This is a genomic window from Parabacteroides sp. KHUB-02 (assembly GCF_056640955.1).
The window spans coordinates 85715-98637 of record NZ_JBWQEV010000001.1 but is presented as its reverse complement, the minus strand read 5'-3'; the positions used below and the strand labels follow the sequence as shown (position 1 = coordinate 98637).

At 35.8% G+C, this 12923-nt stretch carries 13 protein-coding genes and 1 pseudogene; 7 read left to right on the top strand and 7 right to left on the bottom strand.

Translation table 11 applies throughout. The features are described from left to right. Nucleotides 1-30 precede the first annotated feature (30 nt). The 3 genes from ACYIA1_RS00505 to ACYIA1_RS00495 are packed head-to-tail and all read right to left on the bottom strand — an operon-like array spanning nt 31 to nt 2424. Nucleotides 31-951, bottom strand: a complete 921-nt coding sequence (locus ACYIA1_RS00505) for an SDH family Clp fold serine proteinase (RefSeq protein ID WP_005645877.1) — start codon at nt 949-951, stop codon at nt 31-33. Continuing rightward, nucleotides 927-1127, bottom strand: a complete 201-nt coding sequence (locus ACYIA1_RS00500) for a hypothetical protein (protein ID WP_005645875.1) — start codon at nt 1125-1127, stop codon at nt 927-929. The genes ACYIA1_RS00505 and ACYIA1_RS00500 overlap by 25 nt, the downstream gene beginning before the upstream one ends. A 55-nt stretch (nt 1128-1182) precedes the next feature. Further along, nucleotides 1183-2424 (bottom strand): site-specific integrase, encoded by a 1242-nt coding sequence (locus ACYIA1_RS00495; protein ID WP_005645871.1) that lies wholly within the window; start codon nt 2422-2424, stop codon nt 1183-1185. Between the two features lie 705 nt (nt 2425-3129). Between ACYIA1_RS00495 and ACYIA1_RS00490 the strand changes: the two genes are divergently transcribed. The 7 genes and pseudogenes from ACYIA1_RS00490 to ACYIA1_RS00460 all read left to right on the top strand — a co-directional run bounded on the left by ACYIA1_RS00490 (nt 3130) and on the right by ACYIA1_RS00460 (nt 10018). Beyond that, nucleotides 3130-4461 (top strand): AAA family ATPase, encoded by a 1332-nt coding sequence (locus tag ACYIA1_RS00490; protein WP_349216948.1) that lies wholly within the window; start codon nt 3130-3132, stop codon nt 4459-4461. Nucleotides 4462-4464: 3 nt separating this feature from the next. Then, nucleotides 4465-5064 (top strand): hypothetical protein, encoded by a 600-nt coding sequence (locus tag ACYIA1_RS00485; RefSeq protein WP_480334012.1) that lies wholly within the window; start codon nt 4465-4467, stop codon nt 5062-5064. Nucleotides 5065-5384: 320 nt separating this feature from the next. Next, nucleotides 5385-6491, top strand: coding sequence for an ImmA/IrrE family metallo-endopeptidase (locus ACYIA1_RS00480; RefSeq protein WP_349216952.1), 1107 nt, complete (start codon nt 5385-5387; stop codon nt 6489-6491). 316 nt (nt 6492-6807) lie between these two features. Beyond that, nucleotides 6808-8079: pseudogene (locus ACYIA1_RS00475) on the top strand (ATP-binding protein). A 17-nt stretch (nt 8080-8096) separates the two neighbouring features. Then, nucleotides 8097-8369 carry a TOTE conflict system archaeo-eukaryotic primase domain-containing protein gene (locus tag ACYIA1_RS00470; protein WP_480334010.1) on the top strand — a complete coding sequence of 91 codons (273 nt, stop codon included), beginning with the start codon at nt 8097-8099 and terminating at the stop codon, nt 8367-8369. Nucleotides 8370-8755: 386 nt separating this feature from the next. Beyond that, on the top strand, nt 8756-9142 hold the full coding sequence (locus ACYIA1_RS00465) for a TOTE conflict system archaeo-eukaryotic primase domain-containing protein (protein WP_480334008.1): 387 nt from the start codon (nt 8756-8758) through the stop codon (nt 9140-9142). A gap of 696 nt (nt 9143-9838) precedes the next feature. After that, on the top strand, nt 9839-10018 hold the full coding sequence (locus tag ACYIA1_RS00460; protein WP_221729019.1) for a hypothetical protein: 180 nt from the start codon (nt 9839-9841) through the stop codon (nt 10016-10018). A gap of 131 nt (nt 10019-10149) precedes the next feature. Here ACYIA1_RS00460 and ACYIA1_RS00455 read toward each other — a convergent pair whose 3' ends face one another. The 4 genes from ACYIA1_RS00455 to ACYIA1_RS00440 all read right to left on the bottom strand — a co-directional run bounded on the left by ACYIA1_RS00455 (nt 10150) and on the right by ACYIA1_RS00440 (nt 12536). After that, entirely contained in the window at nt 10150-11040 is an 891-nt protein-coding gene (locus ACYIA1_RS00455; RefSeq protein ID WP_221729020.1) for a hypothetical protein, read from the bottom strand. A gap of 1 nt (nt 11041) precedes the next feature. Next, nucleotides 11042-11584, bottom strand: a complete 543-nt coding sequence (locus tag ACYIA1_RS00450; RefSeq protein ID WP_349216955.1) for a DUF7931 domain-containing protein — start codon at nt 11582-11584, stop codon at nt 11042-11044. 353 nt (nt 11585-11937) lie between these two features. Next, a complete protein-coding gene (locus ACYIA1_RS00445; RefSeq protein WP_349216957.1) occupies nt 11938-12240 on the bottom strand; it encodes a helix-turn-helix domain-containing protein in 303 nt (100 codons plus the stop codon). Next, entirely contained in the window at nt 12237-12536 is a 300-nt protein-coding gene (locus ACYIA1_RS00440; protein WP_007219025.1) for a helix-turn-helix domain-containing protein, read from the bottom strand. The genes ACYIA1_RS00445 and ACYIA1_RS00440 overlap by 4 nt, the downstream gene beginning before the upstream one ends. Nucleotides 12537-12923: the final 387 nt, after the last annotated feature.

Sequence of the window (12923 nt, the reverse complement as noted above, 5' to 3'; positions counted from 1 at the left end):
GTTTATGCGGATAGTCTTTTCAATATCTTGTTAATTTTGAATTTTTATGAATGCTTTCCCATTTTGATTCTCTATAATTTTCATTGCAGGTGTTGATGAAAATGTATGAGTTGTAGCATGAAACACAGACAGAACTAAATCTTGTAATTGAGAGTCTTTTTCAAGATATTCTATTTTTAACCCTTTTGATTCTGCTTTTTCACGGGATATATGGCGACCATGACTTTTAAAGTTATCGTGATTAGCCAAAAAAGATGCTATATTCTCTATAATAGGAGCTTTGACATCTGGAGCTTCTGTTTTGAACATGAATCTATTAAGCCAATCTCTAATTAAGTTTTCAGACATTTTGATATAATTTTCACATTGTGTAATGACAGAAGGACCATATTGATTAAGTAATATAGCCCATGCTTGTTTATTGGGTTCGTTTACTTCTTGTAATGCTTTATAGAATTGGTCAATTATTGCTTTTGCAGGATTACTTGTGGGACCGTTAGGACTATTAATAATCAACTGTGGGTCTACGGGACCTATATTAGAATGTTTTCCCATGACAATACTAGCTCCTGAACATGCAATCATTGTGGCAGCAGACATTGCTATTTGGGGAATAATAACTCTTACTTCAGGAAATTGAGCATGCAAATATTCGACAATACCTTCTGCTGCTTCGGGAGAACCTCCCGGACTGTGTATAATTAAATCTACAGGCTTTTTTTCAAGTCCGTATGAAACTTCCATCATTCCTTGCACATCTTCCTCTGTTACCGAAAGTAATTCGGGAGCTCCACCTTTTTGGGTAAAAGCAGTTGCGTACAAAATAATATTTCTGTTTGTATATTTAGATAGTTCAGAAAGGTATTTGCGTCGAATAAAATCAAAAGGAGCAGAATTCCCTTGGGCACTTTCGACTTTTAATTCTGTTAATATTTCACTCCATGTTGGCATAATTGATTCGGTTTAGATTTAATGTTATATTCAATTGAAGAATTTGCAGAAACAGTGTCACTGACGGTTTTATAACGAGTTCCACTAGTTATTTCCCATTTTTGTTTTTCTTGCTCTTGCAATATTTGATATATCGCAGGATTATTTACTTTTAAGTTTTCTATGATTCTGTTCATGGCTGTTATAACGATTACTTTAAATGCAAATATAGGCCTTTTTCCTTTTAAAAGTTTACAATTCAGCATTAAAGTTGCTGAAAAATGATATTTTTCTCTCTACGTATTGCATATCCCTTAGTATCGTTTGGTCTAATACCTTTGCGTAGTGCTGCGTCATTCGGGTGGATGAATGCCCCAGCATTTTAGCCACGTTCGGCAGTGACACGTTGTTAGCCAGCGCAATAACCGAAGCGAAACTGTGCCGGGCTGTGTGCGTGGTCAGGTTCTTTTTAATACCGCAAAGGTCGGCAATCTCTTTCAGGTAGCTGTTCATCTTCTGGTTGCAGGGAACGGGCAACAAAGTTCCTTTATCCATGCAGTAGGGGTTATCCTTATACTTTTCAAGTATCTGTTTGGGAATGCTCAAAAGCGGGATGTTACAGAGGTTGTTTGTCTTTTCACGGGGTTTCACTATCCACAGGTTGCCGTTGCTGTCCTCTGAAACGTGTTCGGGGCGTAAGTTATACACGTCTATGAATGCCAGCCCGGTATATACGCAGAAGATAAAAACATCCCGTACCAGTTCCAGCCGTTCAATCCTGAACTCTTTCTGCCATATCCGGTTTATCTCGGCTTGGCTTAGGAACTGTTTGTTTACCTCCACCTCGTGAAACTTGATTCCTGCAAACGGGTTCTTTGTCAGCCACTCGTTGGCAATGGCAAGGTTTATCACTTTCTTAAAACATTTCATGTACCGGATAACGGTATTCTGTGCGCAATGCTTCTCCGTCTTTAGGTATAAATCGAATTTGCGTACCAGTTCCCCGTTTACCTCACGCAGTAACATATCATCTACCTTGTAATCCCGTTTAACCAGTTCCATGAGGTATTTAAGGCAATTGTCGTAACGTCTTACGGTGATGTCGGCATAGTCTGTCCCGATTAGCTTCCGGCAGTTGTCATTATGTTCCTTGAATACATTATACAATGTCTTGAAAGTTTCGTCCTTTCCCTGATAGCGGTTCACTATGGCACGTGCGGAGATAATCTTTCCCTCCAGTTCCAAGTCTTGGTAAATCTGATAGAATTTCACACGCAGGGCGTCAATGTAATGGTTAAGTTCTACGGAGTTTCGGTCTTTGCCTGTCGATTTCTCTTTTTCCTGCGACCAAAGTGGGACTTTTACACTCCGCTTTAGTTGAAGTTCCACGTATAGGCGGTCATAAGTGACACGCACACGCACGGGTGCTTCCCCGTTTTTTAACAGTTTGCTACGCTTGATGAAGAACAACACGCTGAATCTTTTTCTTTCCATACGGCTCAATTTTTAATGATACAAAGTTAGGAAATCGAACCGAGAACCCTGTTATGTAAAATAGTGCAACGTGCTGTAAAAGAATGAAGTAAATACCTCGCAGTGGAACATTTCGGGCTTTTAAAAACAGTCCCTTGAATAAGGACGTATGGTTTGCTTCAATCTCACTAATTTTGCCTATTCTTGGAAAAGAAAAATCCCTGAACTTCTTTGAAATTCAGGGATTTACATCGTTTTTCCTTCTTAAAAAGTGGTGCCACCAGGAATCGAACCTTTTGCTTCGGTTTATTCTAATCCCTTGAATGACTGTACACTTATTACTTTATCTTTTATGAAAGCCATTGAATTAGCACTACACTAAACTCATTACTTTTCTTCATTAATCTAACAACCATCATCTCTTTGACACCGCAAAGATAAATAGAAGGTTCGATTTCTGCAAATATTAGTAATAGGATTTTTCTAAAATATTTTTTCAGGTCAGTGGAGATATTCTTTGGAGTTGTTTAAAAAAAGGAAAGCGTGATTGTTATTTCCAAGTCTGAGCATTAAAAAGCCAGTAGAAGTTATCTACTTCAACGTTTTTTATAATCTTGTATAGCAAAAAAACGGAAGAAATAATATTTTGGTATTTTTTAAGAGAATATTAATTGTCTTTTTAAAAATGTATTCGTACTTTTGTCTTATTTATAAAATGAATAAAATATGCAAAAGATTATAATAAAGAATTTCAGGCAAATAAGTTATGCAGAAATAGAAATTAAGGATTTTCTTTTTCTGATAGGTGAGCAAGCGAGCGGAAAAAGTACGATTGCTAAATTAATCTACTTTTTCAAGTCTCTAAAACAGGATTATTTTAATTTACTATACGAGACAAACAAGCGTTCGTTAGTGGAATTACAGAAGAAATTAATATCTAATATCCAAAATAAATTTGCCATATATTTCGGATACACATCTAGATTGAATGACGATTTTTGTATTCAATATATTTTTTCAATCGAGAAAGAATATAAATTAACTCTCTTTAAAAAGAGATCATTACAAATACAATTTGATAATGAATATTGGGACTTTATAAATAAGAAGACCATTGCGTTACAAAAGAAAATAGATTCTAATAATGAAAATAGAATGAATTTTATTTTGCAGGAAAAGGCAAAGAATGCTTTAATAAAGAAGATGACTACGGAAGTGAATAAAATATTCTTTGACGAGAAAGAAACTTTGTTCTTACCTGCGGGAAGGAATATTACAGTTTCGTACCCAGAACAATTTCAGCTATTGTTTTTTGGAGAACTTAAGTCTGCGTTATATAGCAATAACGAAACAAATACCATAGATATAAATTTAATTAAAGAGTTTATTAGTTATTCTAAATTTCTTGTTGACTATTTTAACGGGGTAAAAGATAATATTGAGAACACTCCGTTTACACAATTAATATATAATATTATATCGCAGATTTTACATGGAGATTATAAGAATGAGAATGGTATGGAGAAAATTTTCTATAATGAAAAAGAATTCGTTCCATTAAGTATGTCTTCATCCGGACAACAAGAAGTTATACGTATTATTCAAGATGCCATCTATATATTGAATGAAAAACAGAAAGCGTCACGTATTATAGAGGAACCGGAAACACATCTTTTCCCTAAAGCACAGAAGATGTTGGTGGAATTATTGATTTTGGTTGCCAACAAAACTAATAGCCAGCTTATTATTACCACACATAGTCCTTATGTGCAAGCAACATTCAATAATATGTTGTATTATACTAAAGTTATTAGAATGCAACCAGATAAGAAAAAAGAAATTGAGGAATTCTTTTTAACCGAGAATCTGAAAACAGCGGCTAATGAATGTATGAATATTTCTCCTGAAAAATTTCAGGCATACGCATTAAAAGCTAATTCTAATGTATATTGTAAATCTATTCTTGATGATGTGACTCAGCTTATTGGGGATAATTTTATTGATGAGGAAACAGAAAATATTAATAACGAATTTGATTTTCTATATTCAATTATTTAAAATATGAGAAATAACTTTTGCTCTATAATTCAGACAATTTACACGTCCAATCCTTATACAATAGACCGTCTTTGTAGTACGCTTTTGTATGCTTATGACTGTGGTTTGTCCAAGCGTACCTTCCTTGTCGAATCAGATACGAATAAAGATAAGTCGTTGAAAATAAAAAATGATAAGCGGAGTGAAATCGTTCATATCTGTATTGATGGAGGAATCATCAAACACGGTTTAGAGGATTATGTAGGAGATGGCATTCCAAGGGGACGATGTGATTGTATGATTTTTGATGACAATAAATTACTTTTAGTTGAGTTTAAAATGGATGTTGAACCATTGACCAAAGATAAAACACTATGGAAGAATTTTAGCCATGCGATGAAACAAATAAAAGACTTTTTTCTTTATTTAAAGGCATCTTTACAACAAGAGGGAAAAGGGATAAATACGTTTTATTCTAATGATAATATAATTCCCATTATTTGCATGAAATACGGTCCGAATATACATCCTAGACGAAATGTTCAAAGAAATAATGAGAAAGAAAAATTTAGAGAAGAAACACAATTGAAAATACAATCTATTTGTGAATATGAATTTTTTTGAGATAAAGAAGTGTAAAATTGTGTAACTTTTGCTTCTTTTTTATTTGTTATTCAGTTTGTTTTTTAGATGATATTGTAAAAAAAATGTAGAAGTCTTTAACAAAAGGTCCTTAACAAAAGAAGACCTTTCAAGAGATTAAAAACAAAGGTGTCTACATATGGCAAAGAAATCAAGCAATCAACAGAAAGGAGACTCTTTTGAGAAATTAGTTTTCACAAAATTAAAAAAAACTTATTGAAAGCCAAGATATACCTGGTGTATCACGATACAACGAGATTTTTTTGCATAAGCAATATACCAGTAAAACTGCGCCTGATGTTATGTTGAATCCTGACATAACTATAGAAATATATTCTAACTCAGACAAGAAAATATGGAGTAATCTTCTTGTGGTTGAATGTAAGAACCACAAAAGAAAAATAGATAATTCTATCTATCGTGAGTTTGTGGGGAATCTTGCTGATTATCCACGTTCTGGGGTTCGTGGTATAATGATTTCATCAGCAGGCTTTACACAACAAGTAATAACATTAGCCCAAAGTGATAATATTGCATTAGTCGTATTGTCAGAACATAGTGATTGGGAAACAATTATTTGGAGACAAATAAATAGTTTTGAACAAAATCAATTCAAATATAAAATATTAACAGGTGAAGCATCAACCAACTATCCAATAGTGTATTGTGAGAATTCGTTTATTACAATCTCGGATTTATTATTGGAATGTGGAATTCCGATGTCAAAGGCGTTACAGGTACCATTTATGGATGATGATGAGATTTGTAAAAGAGTGGATGATATCTTGCAAGATACCAGGTACTTGATAAAAGAAAACTTCATAAATCGTTGTTTTTCTCTAATTGCAGCCAATTATAAATTTGATTTCGTTGAAATGCAAGAAGATTGTTTAGGCAAATGTGATTTCAAAGAACATGTGATTACTATTAACTCTGCTTTGAGCGAACATCGTCAAAATTTTACTATTGCTCATGAATTAGGACACATTGCCTTACACTCGTCCATCGTGAAAGATTTACTCTCAATTGAAGACAGGGAAAGTGACAAGGATACAATTATTAGTAGATCTACTCATGGTAGAATGGAGTATCAGGCTAACACCTTTGCATCGTTCCTTCTTATGCCTAATATCCCGTTCTATATAGAAGTAAACAAACTTTTCAAAGAAAATAGAATTACAACAGGTAGGCTCTATCATGATTATCAGCCATGCAATATACGAGACTGCAACGTTGTGGTTGGAGCATTATCATCCAAGTTTAATGTTTCCCAAGAAGTGGTTATTGTTCGTTTGAAACGCGCAAAACTTTATATAGAGGGAGATCGTTGTAATCCATTAAAGGAACATTTCAGACGTGTGACTATTGGTAGTAACGAAACATACAACCAATATCTATGCAGAAGTTAGCATGGATACTAAATCCGAAGCTCTTGATCGTTGTGAAGTTCTTAGTTCAGGACGACAAAAATGCTGGAAAGAAAGATACTGGAATCATGACTTCCTTCAATAAGTTATACAAATAAATTTGTTGCCTTAATTTTGTTAAATAGACTGTTTGCAAGTACAATACGATTCTTGTACAATCTGAAAGTTTGTGTCCTCTAAAAAATGTAACATTATCCTTAAATTATCATCGAAAAAGTGTATTATATACCAGTTCCCATCCTCGAAAAAATGCATCTTTGCAAGAGACAAATGAATAATTCTCATTTTAAAGGAATCGATGAAACGGAAGATTATACAACAGTTGAAACTTTGGAAAGATAATCCTGCGAGAAAACCTTTGATATTGTTGGGTGCTCGTCAGGTTGGTAAAACTTGGGTGATGAAACATTTTGGTCTGACTGAGTTTGAGAATGTAGCCTACATCAACTGTGATGTCGAGCCACTGGCCAAGGAGTTATTTGCAGCCGACTATAACGTCCCCCGTATTTTGCTGACCCTTCAGGCTATCACAGGAACGAAGATTGAAGCAGGAAAAACATTGATTGTATTCGATGAGTTGCAGGAAGTGGAACGGGGATTGCATAGCTTGAAATATTTTCAGGAAAATGCGCCTGAATATCATGTGATGGCGGCTGGCTCCTTGTTGGGAATTACTTTGGGGAAAGGTATGTCCTTTCCGGTGGGTAAGGTAAATGTAATGCATCTATATCCGATGGATTTTGAAGAATTTCTGATGGCTGCCGGTGAAACTGATTTGTGCGATTTGTTGCATCAGCCCGATTGGGAAATCTTAAAAATTCTCAGTTTAAAATATATTGATTTGCTTCGTCAATACTACTATGTAGGTGGCATGCCTGAAGTGGTGGATTGTTTCTTTCAGCATCAAAACTTACAGGAGGTACGTGGCAAACAGACTGAAATCCTGGATGCTTATCGGTGGGACATCTCCAAGCATACGACACCTACTGAAAGTATGCGTATCGGACAAGTGCTGCAATCCTTGCCTTCGCAGTTGGCCAAGGAGAACAAAAAATTCATCTATAATATATTGAAGAAAGGTGCTAGAGCTACGGAATATGAACTTGCCATTCAGTGGCTGATGGATGCAGGCCTAGTGCATAAAGTCATCCGGGTAAAAGAACTGCAGATGCCCGTCAAATTTTACGAAGATCTGAGTGCCTTCAAATTATTCCTACTTGATTGCGGTCTTTTAGGTTGTGTTAGTAGGAGATAATATATTCAAGGAGTTCAAGGGTGCCTTTACTGAACAGTTTGTCTTACAGCAATGGTGGCCCAAGGCTTTTCGCCCTATTATTGGAGTAGCGACAAAACACCTGCGGAGATTGACTTTGTGGTACAGACGGAGCATCGCATGATACCGGTGGAAGTGAAAGCCGAAGAGAATGTACGTGCGCATTCCATGTCGGAATATATTAAAAATCATCTTGATTATCAGTTGAAAGGACTGCGCATCTCCATGATGGGTTATCAAGATCAGAATTGGATGGAGAATACTCCGCTGTTTGCCATTACGAAGTTCTTTGGATAAATGGCACTTTTATGGATATGAGATACACCTATGAAGAACTTTGGGATGCTTATCAAAACCTTCTGAGGGAGAATGCTGTTTTGAATCAAGAGATTCAGCGTCTCAAAAGCGAAAATACAGGGGTGGCCAGGGAGAAAGAACAGCCTGATATCCGCCTGTCTTTAGAGGAGAAAGTGGCTTTGTACCGGACTCTGTTCCGAGGCAGGGAAGATGTGTTTGTTCAACGTTGGCATAGCCGTACTTCCAACAAATCCGGGTATCAGCTGGTGTGCCTGAATGAATGGAATTGAGCATTCTGTTATAAGAAGAAGTTCAAGTGTGCGGAATGTCCCCACCACCAATTTCAACGATAAATCCGCCATATCTTAGTTTGGATGTTTCCCTCGTTTTGGCCGTCAAACCTTGTTTTCGGGGGAATACCTAAAGATACAAAAAAGCCAACTAATTCGCAATATTTTGTGTATGAATTAGTTGGCTGATTTTATAATATTTAATGAATGTCCCTAAATCCTGTGTCCATGGCTATCAGACTGATATACTGGCCTATGTGAAGGTTTGCAAGTTATGGGAGATACACTGTTATATGGAACATTCCCGTTCAGGAAATGGAGCCCATTTTTGATTTTTTTTCGGACAACCTGTACCTGCCGTAAAGGCAAGAAAGTTAGGCTTTGCCTTGTTGATTCATGCCATAGAGCGGGGCGTAAAGTTGACTTTCAAGTCTTACGAACGTTTATTTCCGAATCAGGATTATCTCCCAGAGAGTGGATTGGGGGAACCTAGTTGCTTTGCCTTTGCAGGGGGGCAAGCCCGTAAACTGGACAATAGCGTCTTTGTCAAAAAGAGTAGATCAAGAAAAAAGTTCCCGGCAGGGGTTAATTGTTGCTGCAAATCTCAGAAGAAGGGAAAGAAAGTGGCATCCAAGCGGTTCAGACGAAAAGTGAAAGTGCTGATGCACCAAGAAAGTTATGAGCAATTGCCTTTTCTCTCCATCGAATTGACTTCTCCGTGGAATTTGGGTGGAGACGGAAATTCTTTCTATGGTTTTTCGCATCGAGTATGACAGGAATGAAAAGGTAATGCGAAAATGAAGGAAAGCTCTGATTCCACGGTAGATGCACCTTTTCATAAGGAGTGTGCTTGCTAACCCAACCTCAACACTCCGAAAAATCAGCCTTTTTCGGGGCGCTTTTCTTGCAAAATTGTTGATTCCCAATATTTCATTTTTCTCCGAGGCATTTGTAGTATCCAAGCATAAAATTTTAAGTGTGTAACTTTGCGGCAAATACTTCATATTGAATCAGAGAACCCATCCTGCACACAAGGAAAAGTATAAATAATATCGTAGCACTCATAAACAGGAAAGCAGACGACATGGAAGCCATTGAAAAGGGCAGGAAAGCTGTATTTTTATTCCATCAATTTCCCTGAACGGATTTTTATACTGAAGAAATGGAGATAATTCATTGTACCCGTTGTTTCCGTCTTACAGCTTTCTGTTTTCTTGGTCTGAATCAGGGTTTTCCTCTTGGCATTTATAACTAATTGGACACCACTTTAAAAGAGGGGCTGTCCTTACCTTTTTGTTAAACACATATCTTTTCACCAATTATCATCATGATAATATCAGCGAATCGGTACCATTTTTAGCACTCTACTGATAAAAAATCACAACAATTCTTACATAGGGGAATGTTAATATCCATAATTTTGTTATTCGATTTTTTATAACATAATTATGGCAAATACCCCAGTTAGTATGACTAAATTAAAACATATGCTTCAATTACTGGCATCAGGCAACAGCCAAAGAGGTGTTTGCGGAATCCTTCATATGGGCCGCAATGTATTAAGTACTTATGTGAAACGTGCATTGGCTACCGACAAGGATTATAAGACCCTGAGTAACCTTAGTGATACCGAACTGTCACTCTCTTGAAAACTCTCGTAGTTCTTCCGATGAGGACGAGAGGAAGGCTAGGGAACTTCAGGATTACCTTCCCGTGGCTTGTGACGTAAACTTTATAAATTAGGCAATGTGATGATAATGAAGAAGACCGAGTTAAACTCTCAGTCTTCTTCATTATTCTCAAATTGAATATTATTAATAGAAAATTCTGTAAGTATTGTATCTATTTCATTTCTTCGGTCATGTAATCCTTGAAATTTTCTCATGGAAGGAGAAAATTTTTCCCGTATAAAATTTTTAGCTCTTCTTGAAAGAACTTGTATATATATCCAGTAAATGAAGAACCCTGCAAAAGGTAATAATAATCCAATGTAAAAATGAAACCGTCCTATGCTATCTGTATAATCTATTTGAGGGCGAAAAAGTTGATTTACACATGGGAATATCCATGCGAAAAATAAAGAAGAAACAGATATGAGAACCGCATTTTTTCCTTGCATATAAAAATTAAAAACCATTGGTGATCTTCTCGAAAAGAACAAAAAATAGTTGATTCCTTCTGCAATAACACATGTTGTTACAAACAATATCGTTATAATATTCAAAGCACAAAAAGACAAAATATAATCTTCCTTTCCAATTTTTATAAAAACAGACATTATTAATTCAAACAGACTGTATAATCCAAGAATGATACAAATACTATCCAAATATTTAGGAGTATAATTTGCATCTATCTCTTTATTAATATAATCCAAAACCTGATTCGTTTCTGTTTCAAGATTCTCAAATTCCTTTTTTAGGTATTTTATTTCTTCTTCATAATCCTTTCCTTGTATAGTTTGTGGAATAATATTTTCAAAGGAACTTTTATCAGTGGATATAAGTTCCTTTATTCTTCTAAATTCCACATTCATGTAATTTTCTACACGAAAAAAGTAATTGGCTAATGAACGTGCAAAACTCTTTTGACCAGAAAGAGCAATACATCCCAAATTAAATGTCGCTGCAAGTTGTATTACTGCTGAAAATTCACAAAAAGAATGTAACATATTACAAATATGTTGGTGTAGATGCTTCAAAAAGCTGATTAAACACTGTTTGATACTTACTTACTGCATTCTCATCATTAAAATTACATCTTGCTTTTCTTGTATCTGTATCATATTCAACTCGATACATTCTTCCATCTGCTATACAAAAATGCACACTGTTTTCTCCAATCTTTACTTCTCCTCTTCTGTTTTTTCTCAACTCTATTTTTGATGAATATTGTTTTAGTACATCTCTTAGACAATTACAAGAATTAATTTCATCATAATCTCTTAATACAATACGCAGATTTGTTCTTTCTTTGCTCAAAAATTTTCGTAATGATTCTATATATGACGGAGAAACTGTAACAACATTTTGATTAGAAAATATATCTTGTGCATACAAGCAAATATTTCTTTCTGCGGTTTTGAATATGTTGTCAAAAATAACAATAGCATGTTCATTGCCACTATTGGATAAAACATTATCAACTTTGTTGTTTGCAAAGTACTCAACAGCCTCCTTGTAATCAAGAAGATTGCTTAAATTTAATTCTTTCATATCTCCGTTTTTTAATAATAAAAATAGTTCTCACGTAAACGAAAACGCAAGATCCAATATAATATCCTAAATATCAGCATATTACTAATTTGTAATGTTTCTCGTCTGCAAAAATAACAATTTTACATCTATAAAAGATGGATTCATAGATGTTTTTTTTATGTTTCATAGCACAAAATATTGATTGCCTTTGATATAGCCAAAGTATGGCATAAAATATCAAAGACTTCTATTGCAAAATTTCATGTGAAAATTTCTGTTTTGCGATATTCCTTATCGTTTAGTGTCTAATTGGTTATAAATACCTTCCTTTTTTCTAATTAAACATGTCTGGCTTTTGTGAACATGTGGGGTTATCCATTGTCAAAAGCCTCCATCCTGTTTCTTTCCAACAGCACGAGGATATCCTTTTCCTTGTACAATAATTTGCCTCCCACTTTGTAATAAGGCAGTTTACCTGTTATCCTGTACTCGGCCAGTGTCCTCCGTGTCAGTTTCAGGTGTCCGGCCAGCTCGCTGTCGGTCATATAACGTTCGCCGTTCAGGACCGGCCGCATCTTTTCCGCCTGTGTGTCCAGTATTTCGGACAGGCTCTCAATATTCCGGAAAAAGCGTATGATTTCCGGGCTTTCCTTGGTCAGCATGGATTGGATCATATCATTCGATTTAGAGGTGTCACCCGATGAATTTCCGCCTCCATAAAGCGGATGATATCCTGCCGTTTGTAATATACTTTACGGTCTATGTAACTGTAGGGGATGGACCCGCTTCTCCGGAGTTGTAACATTTTTCTTGGCGAGACATCCATAAGCGTACATGCCTCCTGGTTGTCGATCCACTCATCCATGCCCCGCGTGCTTCCTCCGCATGTCTCATGCACTCTTCTGGCGATGGCTTCCAGGGCCTCATTCATTTCCATGAATGTCTTGGCCTCGATACACACAAATTCCATAAGTCTTTCCTTTTTTCGATTTGATACGAAAGTATGGAGAGGGGGACTCATATCCAAAAAGGTGTCCGCAAACGTCATCAGATGTCATCAGATGTCAGATATACATTGGTTTATGATATTTTTAGCCTGTTCCCCGGAAAGATAAGGCATGGTGGTAACGGATGACCGGTAATATGTAAAGTTTACAATCCATATTTTACAGTTTTACACTTTACCTGTTTACACCTGTTACATTCGAAAAGGAAGAAAAACATAATTTATATCTAATTATCAATATGTTATATTGCTGTTTAAAAGACATAAAGGAGGTATGGCATACATTTTTCATAATAAAATGGTATATACTCTTACAGTGCGCACCGAGGGTATTTCAGTAATAACCTTTAA

What these genes read in the sequence shown, in the direction of transcription:
- ACYIA1_RS00505 (WP_005645877.1), bottom strand. Translation starts at nt 951, where the DNA reads ATGCCAACATGGAGTGAAATATTAACAGAATTAAAAGTCGAAAGTGCC.
- ACYIA1_RS00500 (WP_005645875.1), bottom strand. Translation starts at nt 1,127, where the DNA reads ATGAACAGAATCATAGAAAACTTAAAAGTAAATAATCCTGCGATATAT.
- ACYIA1_RS00495 (WP_005645871.1), bottom strand. Translation starts at nt 2,424, where the DNA reads ATGGAAAGAAAAAGATTCAGCGTGTTGTTCTTCATCAAGCGTAGCAAA.
- ACYIA1_RS00490 (WP_349216948.1), top strand. Translation starts at nt 3,130, where the DNA reads ATGCAAAAGATTATAATAAAGAATTTCAGGCAAATAAGTTATGCAGAA.
- ACYIA1_RS00485 (WP_480334012.1), top strand. Translation starts at nt 4,465, where the DNA reads ATGAGAAATAACTTTTGCTCTATAATTCAGACAATTTACACGTCCAAT.
- ACYIA1_RS00480 (WP_349216952.1), top strand. Translation starts at nt 5,385, where the DNA reads ATGTTGAATCCTGACATAACTATAGAAATATATTCTAACTCAGACAAG.
- ACYIA1_RS00470 (WP_480334010.1), top strand. Translation starts at nt 8,097, where the DNA reads ATGAGATACACCTATGAAGAACTTTGGGATGCTTATCAAAACCTTCTG.
- ACYIA1_RS00460 (WP_221729019.1), top strand. Translation starts at nt 9,839, where the DNA reads ATGACTAAATTAAAACATATGCTTCAATTACTGGCATCAGGCAACAGC.
- ACYIA1_RS00455 (WP_221729020.1), bottom strand. Translation starts at nt 11,040, where the DNA reads ATGTTACATTCTTTTTGTGAATTTTCAGCAGTAATACAACTTGCAGCG.
- ACYIA1_RS00450 (WP_349216955.1), bottom strand. Translation starts at nt 11,584, where the DNA reads ATGAAAGAATTAAATTTAAGCAATCTTCTTGATTACAAGGAGGCTGTT.
- ACYIA1_RS00445 (WP_349216957.1), bottom strand. Translation starts at nt 12,240, where the DNA reads ATGATCCAATCCATGCTGACCAAGGAAAGCCCGGAAATCATACGCTTT.
- ACYIA1_RS00440 (WP_007219025.1), bottom strand. Translation starts at nt 12,536, where the DNA reads ATGGAATTTGTGTGTATCGAGGCCAAGACATTCATGGAAATGAATGAG.